Below are 25504 nucleotides of genomic sequence, written 5' to 3'. Positions count from 1 at the left end.
GAATCTTGGCGCAGGTGGCGCCCCGCAGCGGGCCGCCTAACAGCGATTTGTCGCAAAAGCGTGGCAAGCCCCGAAAATCTGCGACTGTGCAGCGAAATGCCGCGTCCGATCGGTGAGCGGCGGCGCGTGGCGGCGCGTGGCGGCACCAACCGCACGGTGCGCCCCACGAACCGCGCAGCGACCGCTTGGCAGCGGGCCGCTCCCCGCCGTAGCAGGGGCGCATGGACGGCGATCATTCGAGCCAGGCGCAGGCGGGCGAACGCTTCACGGCGCGCGTGTCGGCGATCACGATCCTGTTGTTCTGGCTCGCCCAGTTTTCCCTGCTGACGACGCAGCGGCTGGTGTTCGGCGCGGGCGACGACTGGAGCTACCTGCCGCCGCGCCTCGTCGTCGCGCTGGTCGGGATCGCGCTGTCGTTTGCGATCCTGGCATTCCACCGCCGCACCCGGTCACGCACGATCGCGCGGCGACTGGGATTCGCGATCGGCGCGGCGCTGGCCGGGGCGATCGTCCATGCGCTCGCCAATTTCCTGGTCTTCCACCTGTTCATGCCGGAGGTGAGCGGGCGCGAGGCCAATGTGCCGGGCTATCTGTTCGCGGTGTTCCAGTGGTTCTGGGCCTATTCGGCGATGTCGGGACTGCTGCTGGCGATCGTCTATTCGGGCGAGTTGCGCGATCACGAATGGCGATCGGCGCAGTTGCAGCGCGAGGCGCACAGCGCGCACCTGAGGGCGCTGCGCTACCAGTTGAACCCGCATTTCATGTTCAACACGCTCAATTCGATCGCATCGCTCATCAGCGCGAAGAAGGTGGAACCCGCCGAGCAGATGGTCGAGAATCTGTCCGATTTCCTGCGCGCAGGCCTCGCGCTCGATCCCAACGAGGACATCCCGCTCGCCAAGGAAGTCGAGCTGCAGGAAGTGTATCTGGCGATCGAGGCGGTGCGCTTTCCGGAGCGGCTGGTGGTAGCGATCGACATTCCCGATGCGGTGCGCGGGGCGCGCGTGCCAAGCCTGATCACCCAGCCGTTGATCGAGAATGCGGTGCGCCACGCCGTCGCCGGATCGACCGCGCCGGTAACGCTGACGGTGACGGCGTGGGTGGAGGACGACCGGCTCGCCATCCGCGTCGCCGACAGCGGCAGCAACGGCGCCGCCCCGCGCCATGCCTCGCCCGGTACCGGCGTGGGCCTGCGCAACGTCGCCGAACGGCTGATCGCACGCTATGGCGAGGATTGCCGCTTCGCCGCGGGCAAGACGCCGGACGGCGGCTTCGCGGTCAGCTTCGCCGTGCCGCTGTCGGGAGGGACCGTGTGATCCGGGTGCTGATCTGCGACGACGAGCCGCTGGCGGTGGAGCGGTTGCGCGACCTGGTGCTGCGGCTGCCCGGGACCGAGGTCGTGGGTACCGCCACCGACGGGCGCGCGGCGCTGGCCGGGGTCGCGGAGCATCGGCCCGACGCGGTGCTGCTGGACATCGAAATGCCGGCGCTCGATGGGTTCGACGTGGTCGAGGCACTGGCGGGGGCGGAGGGGACGCCGCCGCTGATCGTGTTCGTCACCGCCTATCCGCAGTTCGCGGCGCATGCGTTCGACACCGGCGCGATCGATTTCCTGACCAAGCCCGTGCGGCTCGCGCGGCTCGACACCGCGATCGAGCGGGTGCGCCGTGCGCTCGACGATCGCAGCGCCGCAGCGCGGCTCGCCGATCTCGCCGCCCAGGTCGAGACGCTTCGGGCCGAGCGACGCGGCGAGCCGTCGCAGACCGGGCATCTGTGGGTACAGCGGCGCGGCGAAAACGTGCGTATCGACCTGGCGCAGGTCGACCGTGTCCAGTCGGAGGGCGAATATGTCCGCATCCACCACGGCGACGCCTCCTATCTCCACCGTGAGCCGATCAGCACGCTGATCGACCGGTTCGAGCCGCAGAAATTCGTGCGCATCCATCGCTCGCACATCGTGAACCGGGACCGCGTTGCGTCGATCCGGCGGCGGCCCGCGGGCGGCTATACGATCGTCACCGACACCGGCGAGCTGCTGCCGGTCGGGCGCAACTATCGCGCGGTGGTGCGGACACTGGTGGGGAAGGGCGAGAGCTGACGCGACAGGGCTTGCGCGCGCGCGGCGGAGCGCAGACACTGCCGGCCATGCGCACGACCATCCTCGCCGCCACGCTGCTGCTCGCCGCCTGCGACAGCGCGCCCACGACCCCCGCCCGCACCACACCCGAAGGCCCGAGCGATATCCAGGCCCGGGTGATCGCGCTCAGCGACAACGAACGCAACCTGGTCTTCATCCGCGCGCTGCGCGACGCCAACAAGGATTGTCAGGGCGTGACGAAGTCGGAACGCCAGACGATCCCCGGCGCGTCGGACCCGCTGTGGGTCGCCACCTGCCAGGGTGGTGCGACCTACGGCATCACGATCGGGCGCGACGGCGTAGCGCAGGTCGTGGGCGCGCAATAGGGGGGCGTCGGGGTCGGAGCTGTCGGTAACTCGACCCGCCCCGTTCGATTCAAGCGTAGTCGAGAAACAGGCCGCGCGCATCTCGCCGGCGGTTTCTAGACTACGCTTGAAATGAACGGGCTTCTTGGGAAGCGGCGTGAGGGGCGGCATCCACCGCCCCCCACGCCAACCCTTACAGCCCGACGATACCCCCGTCGGTCCGCGTAATCACGATCGTCGCCGAGCGCGGGCGTACGCCTGCCGCTGCGGCGGTCTGGTTGTCGGGCCAGTTGCTCGTCGGCGCCGCGGCGGTGCCGTTCTGGCCGGGGTGCTGGATGTTGACGAACAGCGTGCGACCGTCGGGCGTCGTGTCCACCCCGGTCACCGCGGCCTCGACCGGGCCGACCAGGAACCGCTTCAGCGCGGCACCCGGCGCCTTGCCGATGCGGGTTGCCTGGGTGGTGCCGCTGTTGGTCACCGTCTTGTCGATCGCGGTGCCGCCGTCGCCGACGCCGCCGGGGAGGCCCGCCAGCATCTGGTTGTTGGTGACGTCGCGGTACGCCTGATCGTCGGTCTGGAGCCACAGCAGCGGCGAGCCCAGCCCCGAGGGGTTCGATCCCCGCCCGAAGCGCAGGCCCTCCGGCCCCGAGAAGTCGTTGGTCGCATCGAGCGCCGAGATGTTGATGTTGGTCGCATCGAGGTCCGAACCCGCACCGAAGACGTAGATGTCCCAAGTGAAGGTCGTGCCCTCGAGACCGCCGGTACCCTCGCGCATGCGCAGGACATGGCCGTTGCGGTTGCCGACCTGGGCGCTCGGTGCATCGACATAGGCGCGCGGGTTGGGGCCGTTGGTGTTGGCGGGCGTGCGCTGGTCGTTGCCCTTCAGCGACACGAAGATGTCGCCGGTCAGCGCGTTGATCGTGCTCCACGCCGGCGTGTCCATCGGCGTCGCCGCCAGGATATCGCCGGCGATGCGGGCGTGGGTCAGCACGTCGGCCTGGTCGGTGAAGCTGTAGGTCGCGTTGGCCGCATCGAGCCCGCCGGTCCCGAACGTCAGCGGCAGCCAGGTGCCGGTGCCATCGTTGGCGAATTTCGCGACGTACAGCGTGCCCGTGTCGAAATATTTGTCGCCGATCGACATGCGGTCGGTCGCCCCCGCATCGGCGGAGGCATAGGCCGTGCCCGAAACGAACTTGTAGAGATATTCGTTCTCGCCGGCGTCGCCCATGTACACTACCGGCTTCGCCCCGGCGATGAAGTTGGAGGTCGCGACGCCCGAATGAGCGAGGCGGCCGAGCGCGGTGCGCTTCCGCACGGTCGCCGCCTTGTCATAGGGATCGACCTCGACGATCCAGCCGAACTGGTTGGGTTCGTTGCGATAGTCGGCGGTCGCCGACGCGCCGGTCGCCTGCGCGTCCCAACGCGCGTAGAGCGAATTGCCGGTGACGGTCGCCCAGCCATAGAGCCCGGTGGTGCTGGTCACGCCGTAGCGGGTGAGGGCGCGGACCTGCTTGGTCGTGCGGCGCGCGTCGTCGGCGGCGGGGGGACGGCGGAAATAGCGCGCCCATTTCTCCTCGCTCGACAGCGCGGTACCCCAGGCGGTCTGCGCCAGCGCGCTGTTGCCGATCGTGCCGCGCCCGGCGGTGCCGTCGGCGGAGAAGGCGGTCTGGACCAGCGCATTGCCCTTGACCGGTCCGTTGATCGCAACCGCGGTCGAGGGGGTGACGCGGCGGTTATAGGCGCTCGCCTGCACGGGCGCGAAGCCGCTGGTGCCGGCGGCGATTTCGACCACGCTCAGCCCGTGCGCTTCGGTTTCCTTCAGCACCTCCGCCTCGGGTCGGACGCCGCCTGCCGAGGTCGGGCCGGCGGGGTGGAGGTACGCCTGGGTAATCCCCTCGTGATTCATCGCCAGCAGGCCGCGCGCGCTGTTCGACACGTCGACCCCGGTGCCGGTCGCGACCAGCCCGAAATAATAGAAGCCCGCGCCATGATCGCCCGCGCGGTTCGCGAAATCGGTGTCCGCGCCCGTATTCGCATAAGCCGCGGTCGATGCCGCGATCGGGTCGCCGGTGCGGTACAGCACCGACACCGCATAGCCGCTCGGGATCGTCACCACGTCGTTGCGGTTCTTCGCGACCGCCGTGAAGCCGATCACGCCGACGCCGACCGTCACGTTGACGTCGGCGGAGGCGGTGTTGCCCGAATTGTCGGTCGCGGTGAAGCGGATCACGATGACCGAACTCGCGGTCACGGCAGGTGCGGTGAAGCTGGTAGTCAGGCCGGTCGTCGCCGACAGCGTCACCGCGGCGCCGCCGACCTGCACGAAGCTGGTCGAGGCGACGCTGCCGTCGTCGGTCGCGGTCGCGGTGATCGTCACGCGGTTGCCCGCGGTCGTCGTGGTGGGGGAGGCGGTCGCGGTGACCGTGGGGGGCGGGTTGGCGGTCGACCCGCCACCACCGCCGCCGCACGCCGCCAGCACCGACCCGCCGATGACCACCGTCGCTGCAGCGGAAGCCGAGCCCTTCAGCGCGGCGCGGCGCGAATACCGCTGCTCGATCAGATCGCCGATGCTGGGATTGCGGGTGTCGGTCATACTCAAATCCTCGGGTACAGGCTCGCAGACGGGGTGCTGGCGCACCTACTCGATGCCGTCCTAGCGAACGCACCGGCTTTTGCCACCCCCGCCGCGCGCCGATTGCGACGGGGTGCGGGCGGCGGATTGATGCGTAGGGCGTTCGCGCCTAGGCCGGCGCGCGATGGCCGACGATGCGCCCCCCAACCCCAGCCTGCTGGCGCGGCTCGGCACGCTGCCCCCTGTGTCGATCGGGCGCCGGGCGGCGGGGATCGTGGCGGTGCTGCTGATACTGGCGCCGGTCGCGACGCTGCTGGGCGCAAAGCTGCTGACCGCGGCGGCGCGGCACGACGCAGCGGCGGTCGCGGCGGCACAGGGTCCGCGGATCGCGGCGGCGCGGGCGCAGGCGGCGCAGCGGCGCGCGCTGGCGACCGTGATCGACCGGCCGACCCTCGGGACCACACTGGAAGGGCTGGCGCGGGCGCTGCCGCGCGAGACGCAGCTGGTGCGCGCGGGGCGGGGCGCAGACGGTCGCCTGGCGATCGAGGCGAGCACCGCCGATCCCGACCGGCTGCGCGCCGGGCTGCGGCGCGATCCCGCGACAGCGCACCTGCGCGACGCCGGGCAGCGCCGCGGCGATGCGGCGTTGGTCGTCGCGATGGACGAGCCGTGAGGGGGCTGCCGCCGATTCTTGTGGCGCTCGCTGTGGCTGCGGTCGGGTGGGCGCTGCTGGCGTTGCCGGTTCGCTCCGCACTCGGCGAGCTTGCTGTGACGCGGGGCGAGCGCGCGCGGGTCGTGGTGCACGCGGCGATCGATCCGGTGCCGGCAATCGCGCGCGATCAGGCCATCGCGATCGGATCGCGGGCGGCGGCGACGCGCGCGCTGGAGGCGCGGGTGCGCGCGCTCGCCGGGCGTGGCGGCGTGCTGGTCGAGGCGGTCAGCGCGGTCGATGGCGCGGGGCTCGCGCGCATCCGGTTGCGCGCATCGGGGTCGGAGCGGGCGGTCGTCGCCTTCGCCGACGCGCTCGAGCGCGGGCGTCCGCTCGCGCGGTTCGACGGCTGGTCGATCGCCGCGGACGGGGCGTCGGTGCGGCTGGAGGGGGAGGTGGCGGCGCCGTGGCGATAACGCGCGCGGAATGGGGCGGACTCGCGCTGGCCGCGGTAATCGCGGTGGCGGCGCCGGCCCTGCTGCTGCGGTCCGCTGCGGACGAGGCCGTGGTCGTGCCGGCGCCACTGGTGCTGCCGCCGGCAGCGCCCGACCTCGCCCGTGCCTATGCGCGCCCGCTGTTCGGCGGCGCGGCGAGCGCGCCGGCGGCCGGCACCCCCGCCGATGCGCCCGAGCTGGCCGGCATCGTCGGGCGGATCGGGCGCGACGCGGTGGCGATGGTGCGCGGCGCCGACGGGCGCACGCGGACGTTGGACGTGGGCGAAAGCGTCGATGGCTGGACGCTCGAGTCGCTCGCGATCGACGCGGCCTTCTTCACGCGCGGCGGGCAGCGAGCGCGGGTGGCGTTGCCGATGGGGGAGGCGGGCTAGGGCTTCGAGGCTGGCCCCGCCGTGGGCAAAGCCCACGTCGTCGGACGCGACTGTAGCCGCGCCGGCCGGGCGCGTGCTCGGCTTTGCCTTCGCAGCGGGGCCGTGCGGCTTTGCCGCCACGCCCCTCGCGCCCGCCTAGTAAACCCCATCGATCTCCAGCGTCAGCCTGGGCTTCGGCGGGCTGAGCAACAGGCTGCCGCCCTTGCGCAGCGTCTGCTCCTCACCGCGCAGGCGGGCGTAGCGTGCGGCGGTCGCGGTCTGCGCATCCTCGCCGTTGCGCAGGATCGTCGGCTTCAGGAAGATGAACAGCGTGCGCTTCGTGCGCGATTCGCGGCGCGACTTGAAGAGTTCGCCCAGCACCGGAATGTCGCCCAGCACCGGCACCTGGCTCTTGGTCAGCTGGCGGTCGTCGGTGATGAGGCCGCCGAGCACGATCGTCTGGCCATTGTCGGCGAGCACCGTCGTGTTGATCGCGCGGCGATTGGTGATGATGTCGGCGGCGGTGGAGAGCTGTGCGGTCGCCAGCGACGACGCCTCTTGCGCGATTTCCAGCCGGATGGTGTCGCCAGCATTGATCCGCGGCAGCACGCGCAGCGTCAGGCCGACGTCCTTGCGCTCGATCGTCGTATAAGGGTTAGCGGTGCCGTTGCCGGTCAGGATCGATCCGGTGACGAACGGCACGTTCTGCGCCGCGACGAACTCGCCGATCTTGTTGTCGAGCGTCGTGATCTGCGGGGTCGAGAGCAGGTTGGCCTTGGTGGATACGCTGAGCGCGCGCACCAGGATCGAGAAATTGTCGCCGAACGCGATGTTGCCGCTCAGCCCCTCACCGATCAGTCCGGCAGCCGGCACGCCGAGCACGCCGAGGATTGTGCCGAGCGAAGCGATCCCCTGCGAACTGAACGACGTGCCGACGCCTTCCGCCTGGGTCAGCGCGACGCCCGAGGTGCCGAGCTGGATCGCCAGCGCCTCGGCATCGTCGCCGGTGATCTCGGCGATCGCCGCCTCGATCAGCACCTGCGGGCGGCGGACGTCGAGGTCGGGGATCAGCCGCTCGATGCTGGCGACCGCGGTCGGCGTGCCGCGCACGACGATGGCGTTGATGTCGGGCGCGGGCTGTACGGTCAGCTCCGCGGTGGCGAAGCCCTGCGGCGTGGTTTCGCTCTGGGTGCCGATCTGGCCGGTCGTGCCGCCGTTGCTGGTGGCGGCGGTCGTGCCATTGGTGGCGGACGCGCTCGACGCGGCGTTGCTGGCGATCATCGACGACAGCGCGCTGGTCGGGTTAGTGGGATTGGCGAGGCCACCGGTGCCGCGCGCCGACAGCGACCGTGCAACCGGGTTGGTGACGCTGCCCGATTCCTGCCCCAGGATGCCGCGGAGCACGTCGGTCACGGCCTCGGCATCGGCATAGTTCAGCCGGAACACGCGGGTGACGGGCGTGGCGCCGCCGGGCGCATCGAGCGCCTGCGCCATGCGCCGCGCCTCGGCGACCGCGGCGGGGGCGCCGCGCACGATCACCGAATTGCTGCGCGGATCGCCGGCGACACGCGCGCCGCTGGCGTCGCCCAGCACGCCCTGCAACGCGGCGGCGACATCGGCGGCATTGCCGTTGCGCAGCACGATCGTCGTGAAGGTCGATCCGCCGCCGCCGTCGAGCGAGCGCGCCAGCGCCTCGATCCGGCGGACGTTGTCGGCATAGTCGGTGACGACGATGGCGTTTGGCTGGGTCAGCGGTTCGACGCTGCCGAAGGTCGCGACCAGCGGGCGGACGATGCGCGCGGCATCGGCAGAGGGCACGGTGCCCAGCCGGATCATGCGCGTTACAAGCTGTTGCCCGCCGGCACCCCGGCTCGGCACGCCGCCGTCGCGCACCGCACTCGCCTGCGGAACGATCCGCCACGCGCGGCCCGACCGCACTGCGGCAAAGCCGTTGGCGCGCAGCACCGACTGGAACAGGTCCCACACCCCGGCCTGGCTCAGCGGCTCGGCGGAGGTCACCGTCACCTGGCCCTTCACCGTCGGGTCGAGGATCAGCGTGCGGCCGGTCAGCCGGCTGATCTGTTCGGCGACGTCGGCGATCTCCACCCCGCGCATGTTGACGACGATGTCGTTCGGGGCTGGCACGCCCTGTGCCGACAGCGTCGAGCCGGCAAGGGCGAGGGCGAGCATCGTGATGCGAATCGGATGGGGCACGTCGAAAACCCTAGCGGACGGGAATGGTCAGCGTCACGGGCTTGCCGTCGCGCTGGATCGTGATCTGGGCGGTGCCGCTGGCCTGCGCCTTGGCAAAGGCGTCGCGCGCGGCGTCGGGCGTGGCGACGGCCTGGCCGTTGACCTGGCTCACCAGATCGCCGGGGCGCAGGCCGGGCGGGGCGTTCTCGCCGATGCGGTACCCGCCCGCCGCCGGCTGCGCGTCGAGCCGGTTGATGAGCGCTGCGGCATCCGGGACAGCGGAGGTCGCCGGGTTCGCCAGCGTCGGCGGGGCGTTGATCGTGACCGCAGGCGCCGCCACCACAGTGCCCGGCGCCACCGGCTTCGCGAACGGATCGGGGAAGGCGAGGAATTCGGTGCGCCCGCCGTTCAGCAGCAGCACGCGGTTGATCTGGATCGCCTGGATGGTGGCGCCGGTCACCGCTTCGCCCACCTTGTACGGCTTGGGCACGTCGCTGCCGTTGGCGATATAGGCGATCGACAGGCTTTCGGGCCGGGCGAAGACGATGCCCTTCAGCACCAGCGGCAGGCCGGTGGCGGGCGCACCCTCTCCATTCGCGCCCGCGCGCCCGAACGGGGCGAGCGCGATCGCGGGCGCGACGTCGGCAACGGGCGCGGCGCGGCGGACCTGTGGCACGGTGACCGCGCCGGTATCGGCATGGCCGCCGATCCGCCAAGTCAGATGCGCGAGCGCAACGGCGATCGACATGATGACGAGCGCGGTCAGCACGTCGAGCGCCTGCGCGATGCGATACGGCGTCATCTCGAAGCGGCGCAGGATCATCGGCGCGGCTCCTCTGGGCGCGGCTGGTCGAGGAATCCGTCGAGCGTCGCGGTCGGCGACTTCGCCCCCTCCTCGAACACTGCCACGCGGACCTTCGCGATCTCGGGATCGTCGGTGGCGCTGCGGGCAGTGCGGACTTGCCAGTTGGTGTCGAGCATCGTCACCCGCTCGCCGCCCGGCGCGCCGATGCCGAGTTCGGCCATGCGGTTTTCCGCCACCCACATCGCCGCCGATCGCCGCTCCATCGCGCGGGTCGAATCGATATGCTGCTCCATCGCGCCGACCAGCCCGACCGTGGCGATCGCCAGCACCGCGAGCGCGACCAGCGCCTCGATCAGCGAGAAGCCGGCGTCATTCCTCCCCCGCGGCATCATCGCCCCTCGCTCTGTGCGACCGTCGCGGTCAGCCCGTCGTAGCGGACCGTCCACTGCTGCCCGCCCGAGGTCAGCACCGCGGTCAGCGGCTTCGACACGCCGTCGACGCCGAGCACCAGCGGCGGGCGCTGGTCGAGCATCATCGCCATGCCGCCGGGCAGGACGTGGTGGTCGAGCTTCGGCGTCCCCTGCGGCACCTGGCCGTCGGAGGCGACTTTCACGAAGCCATAGCCGCTGTCGTCGACGGTCAGCGCGACCATCCGGTCGCCGAGCATCGCATCGTCCGCCGCGGCTTCCAGCCGGTTCGCGAAGCGCCGCGCCTCGCTTTCGACCGATGGCGCGCGGGTGGCAGCGCCGATGCCGAGCGTCACGCCGCCCGCGGCGACGCCGATGATTGCGAGCACGACCAGCATCTCGACGAGGGTCATGCCGAGATCGAAATCCTCCCCGGCACGGGGAGGTGGCAGCGCAACGCGCTGACGGAGAGGGCGGGCCGCAAGCGGAGCGTTCGGGGTTAGCCCCCTCCGTCGCCGCTGCGCGCCACCTCCCCGTGCCGGGGAGGATCTGGGAGCAACGGTCCTCACTTCGCGCCCGTCAGGTCCGCATCGAGGCCTTCGCCGCCGTCCTTGCCGTCCTTGCCGAACGACTTCAACGCAAAGCCGCCGGGAGCGGGGGCCGCATAAACATACGGGTTGCCCCACGGATCGACCGGGAGCTGCGGAAGATAGCCCTCCGCCGACCAGTTGGCGGGCACCGGCGTCGCAGTCGGCTTCTCGACCAGCGCCTTCAGCCCCTGCGCGGTCGTCGGATACTGACCGTTGTCGAGCCGGTACATCTTCAGTGCCGCGCCGATCGTGCGGATATCGGTGTTGGCGGTGGTCACGCGCGCCTGGTCGGGGCGACCGATGACGTTGGGGACGATCAGTGCCGCGACCAGCGCGATGATCGCCAGCACGACGATCATCTCGACCAGCGTCAGGCCTTCGTCGCCGCTTATGCCCTCACGCGCCTTGCGGGTCGGCGCCCACGCTGCCACGGTGTCACGAAACTGTCGGAAAAAACTGCGCATTCGCTCGCCCATGCTCATCACCGGTGACACCCCTGTTACAGCCGAAACGGCCCGGCGCGCCAGCCTTGGTGCGCTGGACCCGGTGCGCGTGTCTGGCCCGGCGGGCATCTGGACGCTCGACGGCGCGGCGGTAGTCGCCTCGGACGGCGACGGACCGGCGACCGTGCTGGTGCCGAGCGAGGGCGTGCTGCTGCTGGCCGTCGACCTGCCGATCGCCAACCGTGCCAAGCGGCTGGCGGCGCTGCCCTTCGCGATCGAGGATCGCATCGCCGAGCCGCTGGAAAGCGTCCACATCGCGCTCGGCGTCGAGCTGTCTCCCCGCCGCTTCCTCGTGGGCGTCGTGCGCCACGATCGCATCGCTGAGTGGATCGCGCGGGTCGAGGATGCCGGGCTGGACCATGCCGCGCTCGTGCCCGACTGTCTCGCGCTGCCGGTGCCGGGGGCGGGGGAGTGGTCGGTCGAACTGGGCGAAACCCGCGCGCTGGTGCGGGCCGGCGACGGCACCGGCTTCGCCGTCCCCGCGTTGATGCTCCGCACCGCCTGGGCCGCGGCGGGGCAGCCGCGTACGATCGCGTACGGAGCGGCGCTGCCCGCGGATATGGCGGCGGGCGCGGACAGCTTGGCGCTCGATCCGATCGGGCGGCGGCTGCTCGCCCCCGCGCTTGACCTGCGCCAGGGCACATATGCCCGCCGGCTCCGCTCGCTGCCGTCGTTCGGCAAGCGGCTGGCCAAGATCGTCGCGATCGGCGTCGCCGCGCATGTCGGCATCGCGCTGGCCGACACCGTCGCGCTGCGCGGCATCGCGAACGCCCGCGCCGACGAGACGCGCGCGCTGGTCACCTCGCTGTCGCCGGGCACCATTGTCGCGGGCGACGATTTCGCCGCGACCGTCGCCGATCTGCTGCCGGCACCCGGAGCGAGCGGCGGCGCCAACGCCTTCCTGCCCGCCGCCACGCGGCTCGCGACGGCGCTTGCGCCGCTCGGCCCGACGCTGACGGCGCGGTCGATGCGGCTGGAGGGCGGACGGCTGACGATGGACGTCGATTCGACCGACCCGGCGCTTGCCACGCGGATTGCGCAGGCACTGACCGACAACGGCATCGCCGGCACGGTCACCAACACCGCCGGCGGCATCCGCATTACGGCGCCCGCGGCATGAAGATCGTGCGCATCATCGAACTCCCCGCGCTCGAGGCGGCGTGGCTGCGCCTTGCGACATGGTGGTCGGGGCTCAGCCGGCGCGAGCAATGGCTGGTCGGGACGCTCGGCGTGCTGCTGGCACTGGCGATCCTGGTGTACGGCGTTGTGAAGCCCCTGCAGGCCAGCCGCGCGCAGTCGCTGGCCGATATCCGCACGTACGAGACGCTGTCGGCCCGCGTCCGCGCCGCCGGCAACCTCGGCCCTGCGCCAGGCCCTGCGCCGCGCACCGGCAGTCCGGTCGAAATGCTCACCCAGTCCGCCGCCGCCTATGGCCTGACCGTGCAGGTCGAGGCGACGCCATCGGGCGTCCGCGCGACCGTCGCCGACGCCGACTATGCGAGCGTGATGAACTGGATGGCCGATGTCGCCCGCACCACCGGGCTGACGGCGACGCAGGTCGATCTGCGTCGCGGCGCCGCGATCGGTCGTGTGGCGGCGATGATCGAGTATCGCGGGTGACCGACACGCTGATCGTCACCGAAACCGTCGCCCCGCCGCCGCCCGCGCTGCTGCCCTATAGCTATGCGCGGCGCAACGGCGTGGTGCTGCGCGCGGGGGAGTGCCTGCACCGCCCCGACGTGCCGCTGGATGCGATGCTGGAGGTGCAGCGCATCCATCCGTCCGCCGTCTTCGTCGCGGTCACGCCCGAGGCGTTCGATGCGGCGCTGTCGGGCATTTACGGGCAGGGCGCCGCACAGGCCGCCGAGTTCGAGATGGACGAAATGGACCTCGCCGCCCTCGCCGACAGTGCCGCAGCGATCGACGACCTGCTCGACACCCGCGACGATTCGCCGGTCATCAAGCTCATCAACGCCCTGCTGCTCGAGGCGGTGAAGGAGGGCGCGTCCGACGTCCATATCGAGACGACCGAGAAGACGCTGGTCGTCCGCTTCCGCATCGACGGCGTGTTGCGCGACGTAGTTACGCCGCAGCGCGCGCTGGCACCGCTGTTGGTCAGCCGGATCAAGGTGATGGCGAAGCTCGACATTGCCGAGAAGCGCGTGCCGCAGGATGGGCGCGTGACGCTGCGCATCGGTGGGCACGACGTCGACGCGCGCGTGTCGACCATCCCGACCCAGCATGGCGAGCGGGTGGTGATGCGGTTGCTGGAGAAGGGTTCGCTGCGCCTCGACCTCAAGACGCTGGGGATGAGCGGGCGCGACGTCGATGTCTTCTCGCGCCTGCTGGAGCGCCCGCACGGGATGCTGCTGGTGACCGGGCCGACCGGCTCGGGCAAGACCACCAGCCTCTATGCGGCGCTCACCCGGCTCAACGATCGCAAGCGCAACGTGATGACGGTCGAGGACCCGATCGAATACGAACTGGCCGGCATCGCCCAGACCCAGGTCAATCCGCGCACCGACATGACGTTCGCTCGGGGCTTGCGCGCCATCCTGCGTCAGGATCCCGACGTCATCATGGTCGGCGAAATCCGCGACCAGGAAACCGCCGAGGTCGCGGTTCGCTCGGCGATGACCGGGCATTTCGTCCTGTCGACGCTGCACACCAATTCTGCGGTCGGATCGATCACCCGGCTGATCGACATGGGGGTCGAACGCTATCTGCTCGCGCCGATGCTCGTCGGACTGGTCGCGCAACGGCTGGTGCGGCAGCTGTGCCGCGACTGCGCGCGCGCCGACGTGGCGAGCGAGGGCGATGCGCGGATGCTCGGCGGCGGACTGACCGTCGGCGAGACGGTGTGGCGCGCCGAGGGCTGCGACGCCTGCCACGGTGAAGGCTATCGCGGGCGTGCGGGCGTGTACGAAGTGGTGGCAGTCGACGAGCGGTTGCAGGCGATGATCCACAACGGCGCGTCGGAAGCCGAGCTGGAACGTACGGCGCGGGAGCGCAATCCGGCGCTTCTCGACGACGGCATCGCCAAGGTCCGCGCCGGGGTAACGACGGTCGAGGAAGTCGCGCGCGTCACGCGCGACGACGCGTGAGGGGTCGCACGCAAATCCTCCCCGGCACGGGGAGGTGGCACGCGCAGCGTGACGGAGGGGGGCCTCCGCAAACGCTTCACTTGCGGCCCGCCCCCTCCACCGCCTGCGGCGGTCCCCCTCCCCGTGCCGGGGAGGATTTCTGATGCCCGCCTTCGCCTACCAGGCCGCCGACCGCGCTGGCGCCACCCGCAAGGGCGTGGTCGACGCGTCGAGCGCTCCCGCCGCCCGCGCGATGCTGCGCGAACAGGGCCTGCTGCCTTTGTCGGTCGAGCCCGCCGCCGACAAGGGCGCGGCGATCGGCGCGATCCGGCTGCCGTTCGCACGGCGCGGCGTGACTTCTCGCCAACTGGCGACGATGACCCGCCAGATCGCGACGCTGGTCGGCTCCGACATCCCGGTCGAGGAGGCGCTCCGCCTCGTCGCCGCGCAATCCGAAGCGCGCAGCGTCAGCACGTTGCTGATGGAGGTGCGCGCCAGCATCCTTGACGGGCGCAGCTTCGCCGCATCGCTCGCCAACCATCCGAAGGCGTTTCCCGAATTCTATCGCGCCTCGGTCGCGGCGGGGGAGAGTTCGGGGCGGCTGACCGACGTGCTCAACCACCTCGCCCACTTCGTCGAGACGCGCCACGGCAACGCGCAGAAGCTCCAACTGGCCTTGCTCTACCCCGCGCTGCTCGCGACCGTGTCGATCGGCATCATCGTTCTGCTGATGATCTACGTCGTCCCCGATATCGTCCGCGTGTTCGTGTCGCGCGGGGCCGATCTGCCGTTCCTGACGCGCGCTCTGATCGCGATTTCGGCGTTCCTGCAGGACTGGGGATTGCTGCTGCTGCTCGTCCTGCTGGTCGGCGGGTTCGTGTTCGGGCGCTGGGTGCGGGTGCCCGCCAACCGCCTGCGCCTCGACCGCATGTTCGCCGAGCGCCGCCCGTTCAAGCGCTTCAGCCGGCAGCACAACGCCGCGCGCTTCGCCGGCAGCCTCGCGACCCTGGTCGAAAGCGCGGTGCCGCTGGTCGAGGCGCTCCACGCCGCCGCCGCGGTCACCCCCAACCGCCACGTCCGCGCCCGCGCACTGATCGTCGCGGCGCGGGTGCGCGAGGGGCTCAGCTTGCGCGCCGCGATGGCGGAGGCGGCGGTGTTCCCCTCGATGCTGACCGCGATCGTCGCGAGCGGCGAAAGCTCGGGCAAGCTTGCCCCGGCACTTGGCCGCGCGTCCGACGAACTGGAACGCGAACTCGACGCGCTGGTGGCGACACTCGTCGCGCTGGTCGAGCCGATGGTGCTGCTGATGATGGGCGGCATGGTGTTGATGATGGTGCTGGCGATCCTGCTGCCGATCATCAACCTCAACAATCTGGTGACGCTTTAAATCGCTCCCTTGATGCTCGCGCCCGGCGGCAGGCCGACGAACGGCAGCGCCGCGGCACCCTCCGGGGTCATGCCGATATCGACCGTGCCGCTTTCCGACAGGGTAATCGTCATCAGCGTCCGCCGCCGCTGGGTAGCCGGCGCCAGCCGAAGCCGGCTGATGTCGCCGACATGCTCGGCGGTCAGTATGAGCGGCGCGACGCTGGTCGGCGCACCGCCGCGCTTGGGCGTGCAGCTGCCGAGATCGCTGGTCAGCGTGCCCTGCGCCATCTGCCCCGACCCGCCCAGCTTGGCGCGCGGAAAGTCCATCTGCATCCGCATGTCGCAGGTGAAGGGCAGGTCTGGCTGGATCGCCTGAAGAAGCGTGCTGTCTGCCGATCCGCTCATCGCATCGACCGTCGTGGACGATGGCCCGACCAGCGCCCGGCCGCCAAGATTGGTATCGCTGCCCGTCGCACGCCAGTCGACCGCGAAGGCGAGGTTGACCAGGCTCCTGAGCGGCGCCCACTCCCATTCCAGTCTGCTGCCCCCGGCAAGGCCAACCTCGCCGTTCCAGATCGTCCCGCCGACGCCGGTGCGCCACGCGCCGTCATCGACGACGGCGCTGGCCGGGATCGTCGCGATCATGGCGACGGCGTAAGCGGCTATACCGATTGCGGAGAACGCGATAAGACGACGCCGCGCGCCTTCGCGTGCGATGTCGGAGGCGTGTGGTGAATCGTCGGGACGCTCTGAGGCTTCTGCGATCGAGCCTCGTCGTATCAGCGGCGTCATCCGTCGTATCCCCCCTCGCGTTCGGCGCCAAGAAACGGGACATGCGCCCCGTGGCGCTGCTGCTGCCGCTGACCGGCGAGCGCGCCGCGCTGGGGCTTAGCATGCAGCGCGCGGCCATGCTCGCGGAAACCGACGCGCGGTTGCTGGTCGCGCTCGACACCGCAGGGACAGCGGGAGGTGCGGCGACCGCAGCGCAGGCTGCACTGAAGCGCGGCGCGGCGATGATCCTGGGGCCGCTGACATCGTGGGAGGCGAGTGCCGCGGCACAGGTCGTCGCGAACCGCGTCCCCGTCATCGCCTTCACCAACAATCCTGCCGCTGCCGCGAACGGCGCCTATGTCTTTGGCCTGACCGCTCAGCAGGTGACGACGTCGGTGCTGGGGTACGCCCGGTCGCGCGGGGTGAAGTCGGTGGTCGTGGTCGGCGACGGATCGGCGTGGAGCAATGCCGCGAGCGAGGCGGCGGTGAAGGCGCAGGGCGGCGTCGGCCTGGACGTTCGCGCGATCACCGTGACCGCGGGCGGCACATTGCCCGCCGCCGGCGACCCGCCCGATGCGGTGCTGATCCCGGGCAGCGGCGACGCCTTGCTCGCCGCGGCGCGCAACCTGAAGGACAGCGGCATCCAGTTGCTCGGCACCGTCCAGGCACTCGATTACCGGCCCTCGGCGCTCGCTGCGCTTGACGGCGCGTGGATCGCCGCGCCGGATCCCAAGGCGTTCGGCGAGTTTGCCGCCGACTTCCAGGGCCGCAACGGTGGCGCGCCGGGTGCAGTCGCGGCCCTCGCATACGACGCGTCGAAGATCGCTAGTAAGCTGCGCGACGCGAATCAGCTGAACCGCGAGGGCCTGCTCGGCAGCGACGGTTTCGCCTGCGTCACCGGCGCGGTGCGCTTCCGCACCGACGGCAGCTGCGCGCGCGACCTGTCGATCCTGGTCGCCAGCCCCGACGGTTATGCGAGCGTCGCCACCAGCCGGGGTGCGTGACGTGACCCGGCGGGCCGAGGCGCCCGATGCCGGCTTCACGCTGATCGAGCTTCTCATCTCCCTGCTGCTGTTCGCGCTGATCGCGGTGGCGGGGATCGCGCTGGTCGACAGCGTGCTGGGGGTTGAGGGGCGGACGGGCGCTCGGCTCGATCGCCTCACCGATCTGCAACGCGCGATGCTGGTGGTGTCGGGCGACGTCGAGCAGGTGTCGGCAGGCGATATCACAGGCGGGGGCGCCAGCCTGACCTTCCGCCGCTCGGCACCCGGCGTCGGCGGCCCGCCGGTCACTGTCCGCTACGGCCTCGACCGCGGCGTGCTGGTCCGCGATGCGGGCAGCGGCACGCAGGCGGTGCTGCGTGACGTGGCGGGTGTGCGCTGGCGCTTCTACGAAGGCGGCTGGTCCGATCGCTGGCCGCTCGGCGAGGCGAAGGCGTGGCCGCGCGCGGTGGAGGTCGAGGTGACGCTGACCGGAACCCCGTCCGGCGCGGTGCGGCGGGTGATGCTGCTGCCGGTGCGGGCGAGGGACGTGTCGTGAAGCCCGCGCGAAACGACGAGGCCGGCATGATCCTGGTCAATGTGCTGATGTTCGTCGCGATCGCCGCCGGCCTCGTCCTGTTGATGATCGAGCGGGAGGAAATGGCGCTCGACCGGTCGCTGCGCGTGCGCGAAGCGGCGGTGGCGGCGGCGGCGGTGCGCGGGGGCGAGGTGTCGGCGATCGTGGCACTGCGCCGCGACCAGCTGGTCGCCCCGGACACCGACAGCCCCAGCGAACCGTGGGGGGCACTTGCCGAAAACAAGGCGCCGATCGCGGGCGGCACGTTCGATCTCGCGATTTCGGATGCCGAGGGGAAGTTCAACGTCAACAGCCTGCGCTCGGGCGCGGCGATGGCGTCGATCATGTTCGATCGTCTGGCCGAGGTTGCGGGGATCGATCACGATACGGCGCTGAAGGCGGTCGAACTGGTGCGCGCCCACGGTCCCTTCACCGACTTGCGGCCCCTGCGCTTCGCCGGGTTCGACCCCGCGACGGTCGCGCGGCTGGAGCAGCTGGTGACGGCACTGCCGGGCGAAACTGCGATCAACCTGAATACGGCGAGCCCGGAGGTTCTGGCCGTGTTGTTCCGCGATCCCGTCATCGCCGATCGTCTGGTGCAGGTCCGCGCGCGCCAGGGGTTTCTGACGACCAAGGACCTGGACGACCAGAACGTCACCCAGCCGCCCGGCACGTCGTTTCGGTCCAATACCTTCTGGGTGCGCACCCGCGCGACCGTCGGCGATACGGTGCAACAGGGCGCGACGCTGATTCAGCGGTCGCTCGACGAGCAGGGGGTGCGCCGGACGGTGCCCGTCGAACGCTGGCTCGGCGCCGCGGTGCCGCCCGATGCGCCGGCATTCGGGCAGGGCGATGGCGCGGTCGCCGCGCGCGCGGGATAGTATCGCGCGATACGAGACGCTACGGCATCCGCCATGACCGAAGCCAGCCTGTCCGTCCGCGCCAACATCGGTCGCCCGATCAGCGTCGTCGAGCTGTTCACGATCGGCATCGGCCCGTCGAGCTCCCACACCGTCGGCCCGATGCGCGCCGCCCGCGCCTTCGCCGGATCGGTCGCCGACCGCGACGTCGCGCGGGTGACGGCGACGCTGCACGGCAGCCTGGCGCTGACCGGGCGCGGCCACGCCACCGACACCGCGGTGCTGGTCGGCCTGTCGGGCTGGGAGCCGGAGAAGGTCGATCCGGATGCCGTACCCGACATCGTCGCCGGCATCGCGGGCACTCACCGGCTGATGCTCGACGGCGAACGCGCGATCGATTTCGATCCCGAGCGCGATCTGGTGTTCGACTACGGCTTCCTTCCCGGCCACCCCAACGGCATGACCTTCGTTGCGACGCTGGCCAACGGCGGCGACGTGACCGCACGCTATTATTCGATCGGCGGCGGCGCGATCGCGGAGGAAGGGGCGGTCGCCTCCCGCGCCAACGTCTCGCTGCCGTTCCCGTTTTCGTCGGGGGAGGACATGCTGGCGCTCGCCGCGGCGCAAGAGTGCTCGATCGCCGACCTGGAGCGTGCCAACGAAGCGGCTTGGCGCTCGCCGGAGGATACCGACGCCTTCCTCGACGAAGTGCGCCAGGCGATGTTCGACAGCATCGCCCGCGGCGTGCGCTGCGACGGCATCCTGCCCGGCGGATTGCAGGTGAAGCGCCGCGCGAAGGCGCTCCACACCTGCCTGATGGAACGCGGCCCCCGCAGCGATCCCAGCGCCGTGTTCGACTGGGTCAGCCTGTGGGCGCTGGCGGTGAACGAGGAGAATGCAGCGGGCGGGCGCGTCGTCACCGCGCCGACCAACGGCGCCGCGGGGGTGATCCCGGCAGTGCTCAAATATTACGAGGCATTCGTCCACGGCGCGACCCGCGCCGGCGCGCGCGACCTGCTGCTGACCGCCTCCGCGATCGGCAGCCTGTACAAGAAGCGCGCGTCGATCTCCGCGGCGGAAATGGGGTGCCAGGGCGAAGTCGGCGTCGCCTGTTCGATGGCCGCCGCTGGCCTCGCCGCGGCGCTCGGCGGCACGCCCCCGCAGGTCGAGAACGCTGCCGAGATCGGCATGGAGCACAACCTCGGCCTCACCTGCGATCCGATCGGCGGCCTCGTCCAGATCCCGTGCATCGAACGCAACACGATGGGCGCGATCAAGGCGATCAACGCCGCGTATCTGGCGCTCCACGGTGACGGCAGCCACGTCGTCAGCCTGGACGCGGTGATCGAGACGATGCGCCAGACGGGCGAGGACATGCGATCGAAGTACAAAGAGACCAGCCAGGGCGGGCTGGCGGTGAACGTGGTGGAGTGTTGAGCACTGTCCACGATCGCTAATGCCGTTAACCCTCCACCGTTCGTGTCGAGTAGAGACCGAGTAGCGGCGCAGCCGCGTATCGAGGGCTCGTATCGAGACAGTGTTGCTTGGGCGCGACCTCTCGATACGCGCTTTCGATACGGCCTTCGGCCTACTCAATCGCTACTCGAGGCGAACGGTTATGGCTAAACCGACCCCGCCGTAGCGGCGACGTCTTCCCCCTTGCACCCCGCTCGGAATCGTCCGACCCTGCACCGACAGCGCAGGAGAGAAGGTTGCCCGAGATCGCGACGATTCCAGCACCGCCGGGGTTGCCGGTCGTCGGGCACCTCCACCAGATCGCGCGGGCCGGGCTGATCGGACATCTGCTCAACGTCAGCCGCGATTTTCCGGACGGCATCTTCAAGCTGAAATTCGGGAGCCGCGTCGGCATCTTCGTGACCAGCGCCGATCTGGTCGCGGAGCTGTCCGACGAAACCCGCTTCCGCAAGGTGCCGGGGCCGGGCCTGCGCATCGTCCGGCGGTTTGCCGGCGACGGGCTGTTCACCGCCTTCACTGAGGAGCCGAACTGGGGTCGCGCGCATCGCATCCTGCTACCCGCCTTCAGCCAGCGGTCGATGCGCGGCTATTACGACGTCATCCTTCAAGTGTGCGACCAGCTGATCGCGAAGTGGGATCGGCTGGCGGGCACTGATGTCGAGGTCGCCGACGACATGACGCGGCTCACGCTGGACAGCATCGCGCTCGCCGGGTTCGGCCACGCCTTCAACAGTTTCGAAAAGGACCAGCTCGACAGCTTCCTAGAGGCGCTGGGCCGGGCGCTCGGCGAATCGCTCAACATGATTACGCGCCTGCCGATCCAGCAGCGCTTCGCGAAGAAGGCGCAGGCCGCGTTCGACGCCGACATCGCCGAGATGAACACGCTGGTCGACGGCATCATCGCCGACCGGCGGCAGAACCCCACCGACGGCAACGACCTGCTCAACCTGATGCTCACCGCGCGCGATCCGGAGAGTGGGGAGGGGCTCGACGACCTGAACATCCGCTACCAAGTGCTGACCTTCCTGATCGCGGGGCACGAGACGACCAGCGGGCTGCTGACGTTCGCTTTCCATCTGTTGCTGCGCCACCCGCATGTGCTGGCGCAGGCCTATGCCGAGGTCGACCGCGTGCTGCCCGGCGACACCCGGCCCGAATATGCACACGTCGCGCAGTTCCACGTGATCGAGCGCATCATCAAGGAAGCGCAGCGGCTGTGGCCGACCGCGCCGGCGTTCTCGCTCGGCGCGTATGAGGACGAGGTGATCGGCGGCAAGTATCTGATCCGCAAGGATCGCCCGATCAACGTCTTCGCCCCCGGCCTCCACCGCGATCCCAAGGTCTGGGAGCGCCCGGACGAATTCGACATCGACCGCTGGCTGCCCGAGGTCGAGGCGGCGCGCCACCCCCACGCCTACAAGCCGTTCGGCAACGGCGCCCGCGCCTGCATCGGCCGCCAGTTCGCGATCGTCGAGGCGAAGCTGGCGATGGCGATGATTCTCCAGAAGTTCGCGATCAGCGATCCCGTCGGCTACCGCCTGACGATCAAGGAAACGCTGTCGATCAAGCCCGACGCCTTCACGATACGGATCGCGAAGCGCCAGCCGCACGAGCGGATCGCCGTCTCTGCACCGGTCGCAATCGCGGATACCGCGCCGGTCGCGTCGGTAGCGGGGGAGGGGCAGCGCCTCGCTGTCCTGTATGGCACCTCGCTCGGCACCGCCCGCGACATCGCCGAAGAGATCGCCGATCGTGCCCGGCTGGATGGTTTCGATACCGTCGTGCGGGCGCTGGACGAAAGTTTCGCGCTGGGGCTGGAGGCGGAGGACCGGGTGCTCGTGGTCGTGACCGCGACCTACAACGGTCGCGCGCCCGACAGCGCGGTGCAGGTCGAAAAGGCGATCGAGCTCGGCCATTTCGACGCCGCGCGCTGGCCCGAGGCACGCTTCGCCGTGCTCGGCATCGGCAACAGCCAGTGGCCGAATTACCAGAATTTCCCGAAGACGATCGACGCCGCGCTGGAGAAGTCGGGCGCGACCCGGCTGATTGCGCGGGCGGAAGCCGACGGGCGCGGCGACTTCGACGGCGCGGTCGCGGCGTTCGTGCGCGACCTGTGGGCGGCGCTCGGCGGCACCGTGCCCTCGACCGTCGCCGCGCCCGCGCTCAGCCTGACGATGGTCGACAGCGGCGATGCGCGCGTCGCGGTGCTGCCCGACCACGCGCAGGTGCTGACGGTGATTGAAAACCGCGAACTCGTGCACCCCGCCGACGGCCTGTGGGATTTCGCGAAGGAACCGCCGCGCCCCTCGACCCGGTTCATCCGGCTGCGCCTGCCGGAGGGCGTGACATACCGCACCGGCGACCATATCGCGGTCTATGCCCACAACCGCCCCGAACTGGTCGCGCGCGTGCTGCGGCGATTGGACGTGCCCGCCGATGCGAAGGTGTCGATCGACGGCACCAGCGGACGTTTTCGTCATCTGCCGCTGGGGCGCACGGTCAGCGTGCGCGCGCTGCTCACCGATTTCGTCGAGTTGCAGGATCCGCTGCCCAAGCGCGCGCTCGACGTGATCGCGGCGCACACACGATGCCCGGATACGAAGGCGAAGCTGGCCGCACTCGACTGGGACGAGGTGACGGCGAAGCGGCTGACACTGATCGACCTGCTCGAAACACTGCCCGCCGCCGAGCTGCCGCTCGACGCCTTCGTCGAGCTGTCATCGGCGATCGCCCCGCGCTTCTATTCGATCGCCTCGAGCCCGCTGGTGTCGCCGAACGAGCCTGCGCTGATCGTCGGCACGATGGCGGCGCCGGCATGGTCGGGCCTCGGCGAGCACCAGGGGTTTGCCAGCACCTACATGCGCGATCTTGCGCCCGGCGACACGCTGTTCGGCTACGTCCGCAGCCCCAACCCTCCGTTCGCGCCGCCCGCCGATACTAGCGTGCCGATGATCCTGATCGGCCCCGGCACCGGCTTCGCGCCCCTGCGCGGGTTCATCGAGGAGCGCAGCGTCGCCGGCGGCGCGACGTCGCTGTTGTTCTTCGGATGCCGCCACCCCGACCACGACTGGTTCTGCCGCGACGAGGTGAAGGCGTGGGCGGCGGCGGGCGTGGTCGAACCGTTCGTCGCCTTCTCCGCGGTCGAATCGAGCCCGTGGACCTTCGTGCAGGACGCGCTCTGGGCCGAGCAGGAGCGCGTGTGGGCGGCGATCCGCGCCGGAGCGCAAATCTACCTCTGCGGCGACGGGCGCTACATGGCGCCCGCGGTCCGCGACACGCTGATCCGCATCCATATGCAGCAGGTTGGCACCGAACACGCGGTGTCGTCGGCGTGGCTGGAGGAGATGATCGAAACCGGGCGCTTCCACCAGGACGTGTTCGGGTTCGGGAAATAGGTGGAAAGCCCTCTCCCCGTTGGGGATAGGGTTGGGAGAGGGGCGGTGCGGCAGGTGGGCGGTCTCGGTGAGACGTCCCCCTCTCCCCGGCCCTCTCCCCAACGGGGAGAGGGAGACATATGCACCAACTATCCGGGCAGGATGCGTCGTTCGTCTATCTGGAAACCCCGCACACGCCGATGCACATCGGGTCGGTCGGCATCTACGATCCCTCGACCGCGCCGGGGGGCAGGGTGCGTTTCAAGGATATCCTCGCCTTCGTCGCGTCGCGGCTGGGCGGGGCGCGCAGCTTCCGCCAGCGGCTGGTGCGGGTGCCGCTCGACCTCGACCATCCGTACTGGATCGAGGATCCCGATTTCGACATCGAGTTCCACATCCGCCACATCGCGCTGCCCGCGCCGGGCGACTGGCGGCAATTGTGCATCCAGGTCGCGCGGCTCCACGCCCGTCCGCTCGACCTGAACAAGCCCTTGTGGGAATTCACCATCGTCGAGGGGCTCGACAATATCGCGGGGCTGCCAAAGGGCTGCTTCGCGCTGGTCGCCAAGGTTCATCACGCCGCCATCGACGGCATGTCGGGGGTCGAACTCTCCGCCGCGGTCCACGACCTGTCGCCCGACAAGCCCAACCGCATCCCCGACGACGACTGGTCGCCCGACAGCCTGCCCGGCATCGGCGACATGCTGATCCGCACCTATTTCAACAATCTGCGCGCCCCCTTCAAACATGCCGAGGTGCTGGCCAACACCATCCCCGGCCTCGCGCGGCTGACGAAGGGCGTCGGCAAGGGTGACGTGAGCCTCGCCGGCGTGAAGCCCGCGCCGAAGACCCGTTTCAACGGCAAGGTCGGTGCCCACCGCGTGTTCGATGCCGTGCCCATGAAGCTCGCCGACATCGCCGAGATCAGGAAGGCAGTGCCCGGCGCGACCGTGAACGACGTGATCCTCGCGGTCGTGGGCGGCGGCCTGCGCGGCTATCTGGAGGCGAGGGGCGAGCTGCCCGACGCCAGCCTGACCGCGATGGCGCCGATCAGCGTGCGCGGGGAGGGGGAGAAGGCGGCGCTCGGCAACCTCGTCTCCGCGATGGTCGTGGCGCTCGGCACGCATATCGCCGATCCGCTCGAACGGCTGCGCTATGTTCACGGCGAGGCGAGCAATTCGAAGGCGATGACGAATGCGGTCGGCGCCAAGACCTTGAGCGACTACAGCCAACTGATCCCTTCGGGCCTCGCCGGCCTGTCGGCGCGGCTCTACACGCGTGCCGGCGCGGCCAACGCCCACGCGCCGGTGTTCAACTGCGTCGTCACCAACGTGCCCGGCAGCCGCGTGCCGTTGTACTTCGCGGGCGCGCAGATGGTGGCGATGTACGGGACGGGGCCGATCTTCGATTCGATGGGCCTTATCAACACGGTGTACAGCTACGTCGACACGATCGCGATCAGCTTCACCAGCGACCGCGACATGATGCCGGACCCTCAAGACTATGCCGATGCGCTGAAATCGGCGTTCGAGGCGTTGAAGGCAGCAGCGGCGCCGAAACCCGCGCCGGCAAAACCCAGCAAGAAGGCAGGAGGCAAGAATGGCTGACCCGAAATCGACGACCGAGAAGGTCAAGGATACCGTGAACGAGAAGGTGATCGACCCGATGAAGCGCGCCGGCGAGGCGATGAAGGCGTCGGGCGAAAAGGTCGCCGAAGGCAGCTCGCAGGTCGGGCTGAAGGTGATCGACCAGGCCGAGCAGAACGCCCGCGAAGCCTTTGCCGCGATGCGGGCCGCGGCGGGCGCCAAGGATCTGTCTGAAGTGATGAAGATCCAGAGCGATTACCTGCGCGAACAGGGCAGCCGCAGCATGGCGCAGGCGCGCGAGATCGGCGAGCTCATCATGCAGTTCGGTCGGGAAAGCGCCGCTCCGTTCCGCGGGGACAAGGGCTAGGCCGAAACTCCTCCCCGGCACGGGGAGGGGAACCGC

General features: G+C 70.2%; 24 protein-coding genes. 17 read left to right on the top strand and 7 right to left on the bottom strand.

Going from position 1 to position 25504, the window contains the following annotated elements:
* Positions 1-221 precede the first annotated feature (221 nt).
* The 3 genes from M9980_RS08385 to M9980_RS08375 are packed head-to-tail and all read left to right on the top strand — an operon-like array spanning position 222 to position 2463.
* Positions 222-1316, top strand: a complete 1095-nt coding sequence (locus M9980_RS08385) for a sensor histidine kinase (RefSeq protein WP_250749183.1) — start codon at positions 222-224, stop codon at positions 1314-1316.
* Positions 1313-2098, top strand: a complete 786-nt coding sequence (locus M9980_RS08380) for a LytR/AlgR family response regulator transcription factor (RefSeq protein ID WP_250749180.1) — start codon at positions 1313-1315, stop codon at positions 2096-2098. Before M9980_RS08385 ends, M9980_RS08380 begins: the two co-directional genes overlap by 4 nt.
* Before the next feature lie 47 nt (positions 2099-2145).
* Positions 2146-2463, top strand: a complete 318-nt coding sequence (locus M9980_RS08375) for a hypothetical protein (protein WP_250749178.1) — start codon at positions 2146-2148, stop codon at positions 2461-2463.
* A 172-nt stretch (positions 2464-2635) separates the two neighbouring features.
* On the opposite strand, the gene M9980_RS08370 is transcribed toward M9980_RS08375, so the two are convergent.
* On the bottom strand, positions 2636-5035 hold the full coding sequence (locus M9980_RS08370) for a PhoX family protein (RefSeq protein ID WP_250749175.1): 2400 nt from the start codon (positions 5033-5035) through the stop codon (positions 2636-2638).
* Positions 5036-5198: 163 nt separating this feature from the next.
* Here M9980_RS08370 and M9980_RS08365 point away from each other — a divergent pair, with 163 nt between their 5' ends.
* Genes M9980_RS08365 through M9980_RS08355 form a run of 3 tightly spaced genes read left to right on the top strand, consistent with a single transcriptional unit; the run spans position 5199 to position 6549 of the window.
* On the top strand, positions 5199-5687 hold the full coding sequence (locus tag M9980_RS08365) for a hypothetical protein (protein ID WP_250749172.1): 489 nt from the start codon (positions 5199-5201) through the stop codon (positions 5685-5687).
* Complete coding sequence (locus tag M9980_RS08360; protein WP_250749169.1) at positions 5684-6139, top strand: hypothetical protein; 456 nt, start codon at positions 5684-5686, stop codon at positions 6137-6139. The genes M9980_RS08365 and M9980_RS08360 overlap by 4 nt, the downstream gene beginning before the upstream one ends.
* Entirely contained in the window at positions 6130-6549 is a 420-nt protein-coding gene (locus M9980_RS08355) for a hypothetical protein (RefSeq protein ID WP_250749166.1), read from the top strand. The genes M9980_RS08360 and M9980_RS08355 overlap by 10 nt, the downstream gene beginning before the upstream one ends.
* A 135-nt stretch (positions 6550-6684) precedes the next feature.
* On the opposite strand, the gene gspD is transcribed toward M9980_RS08355, so the two are convergent.
* From gspD to gspG, 5 genes are all read right to left on the bottom strand, one after another.
* Entirely contained in the window at positions 6685-8742 is a 2058-nt protein-coding gene (gspD, locus tag M9980_RS08350) for a type II secretion system secretin GspD (RefSeq protein WP_250749163.1), read from the bottom strand.
* A 10-nt stretch (positions 8743-8752) separates the two neighbouring features.
* A complete protein-coding gene (locus M9980_RS08345) occupies positions 8753-9544 on the bottom strand; it encodes a type II secretion system protein N (protein WP_250749161.1) in 792 nt (263 codons plus the stop codon).
* Positions 9541-9918 (bottom strand): type II secretion system minor pseudopilin GspI, encoded by a 378-nt coding sequence (gene gspI, locus M9980_RS08340; RefSeq protein WP_250749159.1) that lies wholly within the window; start codon positions 9916-9918, stop codon positions 9541-9543. Before gspI ends, M9980_RS08345 begins: the two co-directional genes overlap by 4 nt.
* A complete protein-coding gene (locus M9980_RS08335; RefSeq protein WP_250749157.1) occupies positions 9915-10346 on the bottom strand; it encodes a GspH/FimT family pseudopilin in 432 nt (143 codons plus the stop codon). Before M9980_RS08335 ends, gspI begins: the two co-directional genes overlap by 4 nt.
* 152 nt (positions 10347-10498) lie before the next feature.
* A complete protein-coding gene (gene gspG / locus M9980_RS08330; protein ID WP_277998296.1) occupies positions 10499-10954 on the bottom strand; it encodes a type II secretion system major pseudopilin GspG in 456 nt (151 codons plus the stop codon).
* Between the two features lie 43 nt (positions 10955-10997).
* Between gspG and gspL the strand changes: the two genes are divergently transcribed.
* From gspL to M9980_RS08310, 4 genes are all read left to right on the top strand, one after another.
* A complete protein-coding gene (gspL, locus tag M9980_RS08325) occupies positions 10998-12146 on the top strand; it encodes a type II secretion system protein GspL (RefSeq protein WP_250749155.1) in 1149 nt (382 codons plus the stop codon).
* Positions 12143-12646, top strand: coding sequence for a type II secretion system protein M (locus M9980_RS08320; protein ID WP_250749153.1), 504 nt, complete (start codon positions 12143-12145; stop codon positions 12644-12646). Before gspL ends, M9980_RS08320 begins: the two co-directional genes overlap by 4 nt.
* Positions 12643-14130, top strand: coding sequence for a GspE/PulE family protein (locus tag M9980_RS08315; RefSeq protein ID WP_250749151.1), 1488 nt, complete (start codon positions 12643-12645; stop codon positions 14128-14130). Before M9980_RS08320 ends, M9980_RS08315 begins: the two co-directional genes overlap by 4 nt.
* 142 nt (positions 14131-14272) lie before the next feature.
* Entirely contained in the window at positions 14273-15496 is a 1224-nt protein-coding gene (locus M9980_RS08310; protein WP_250749149.1) for a type II secretion system F family protein, read from the top strand.
* On the opposite strand, the gene gspN is transcribed toward M9980_RS08310, so the two are convergent.
* Complete coding sequence (gene gspN / locus M9980_RS08305; RefSeq protein WP_250749139.1) at positions 15493-16122, bottom strand: type II secretion system protein N; 630 nt, start codon at positions 16120-16122, stop codon at positions 15493-15495. The two genes, M9980_RS08310 and gspN, sit on opposite strands and share 4 nt — an antisense overlap.
* A 188-nt stretch (positions 16123-16310) precedes the next feature.
* Between gspN and M9980_RS08300 the strand changes: the two genes are divergently transcribed.
* The 7 genes from M9980_RS08300 to M9980_RS08270 all read left to right on the top strand — a co-directional run bounded on the left by M9980_RS08300 (position 16311) and on the right by M9980_RS08270 (position 25468).
* The gene (locus tag M9980_RS08300) at positions 16311-17252 is read left to right on the top strand and encodes an ABC transporter substrate-binding protein (protein ID WP_250749138.1); all 942 of its coding nucleotides are present in this window, start codon (positions 16311-16313) and stop codon (positions 17250-17252) included.
* Between the two features lies 1 nt (position 17253).
* On the top strand, positions 17254-17787 hold the full coding sequence (locus M9980_RS08295; RefSeq protein WP_250749136.1) for a type II secretion system protein GspJ: 534 nt from the start codon (positions 17254-17256) through the stop codon (positions 17785-17787).
* A complete protein-coding gene (locus M9980_RS08290) occupies positions 17784-18686 on the top strand; it encodes a type II secretion system minor pseudopilin (protein ID WP_250749133.1) in 903 nt (300 codons plus the stop codon). Before M9980_RS08295 ends, M9980_RS08290 begins: the two co-directional genes overlap by 4 nt.
* A gap of 33 nt (positions 18687-18719) precedes the next feature.
* The gene (locus M9980_RS08285; RefSeq protein ID WP_250749115.1) at positions 18720-20102 is read left to right on the top strand and encodes an L-serine ammonia-lyase; all 1383 of its coding nucleotides are present in this window, start codon (positions 18720-18722) and stop codon (positions 20100-20102) included.
* Positions 20103-20377: 275 nt separating this feature from the next.
* Entirely contained in the window at positions 20378-23536 is a 3159-nt protein-coding gene (locus tag M9980_RS08280) for a bifunctional cytochrome P450/NADPH--P450 reductase (RefSeq protein WP_250749098.1), read from the top strand.
* A gap of 119 nt (positions 23537-23655) precedes the next feature.
* Complete coding sequence (locus tag M9980_RS08275) at positions 23656-25122, top strand: WS/DGAT/MGAT family O-acyltransferase (RefSeq protein WP_250749076.1); 1467 nt, start codon at positions 23656-23658, stop codon at positions 25120-25122.
* Complete coding sequence (locus tag M9980_RS08270; RefSeq protein ID WP_250749073.1) at positions 25115-25468, top strand: phasin family protein; 354 nt, start codon at positions 25115-25117, stop codon at positions 25466-25468. The genes M9980_RS08275 and M9980_RS08270 overlap by 8 nt, the downstream gene beginning before the upstream one ends.
* Positions 25469-25504: the final 36 nt, after the last annotated feature.

Origin of the sequence: Sphingomonas donggukensis, from assembly GCF_023674425.1 — a bacterium.
In the GTDB taxonomy this organism is placed as follows: domain Bacteria; phylum Pseudomonadota; class Alphaproteobacteria; order Sphingomonadales; family Sphingomonadaceae; genus Sphingomonas; species Sphingomonas donggukensis.
Note: the sequence above shows the minus strand (reverse complement) of the source record. Positions and strands in the feature narration are given on the sequence as shown.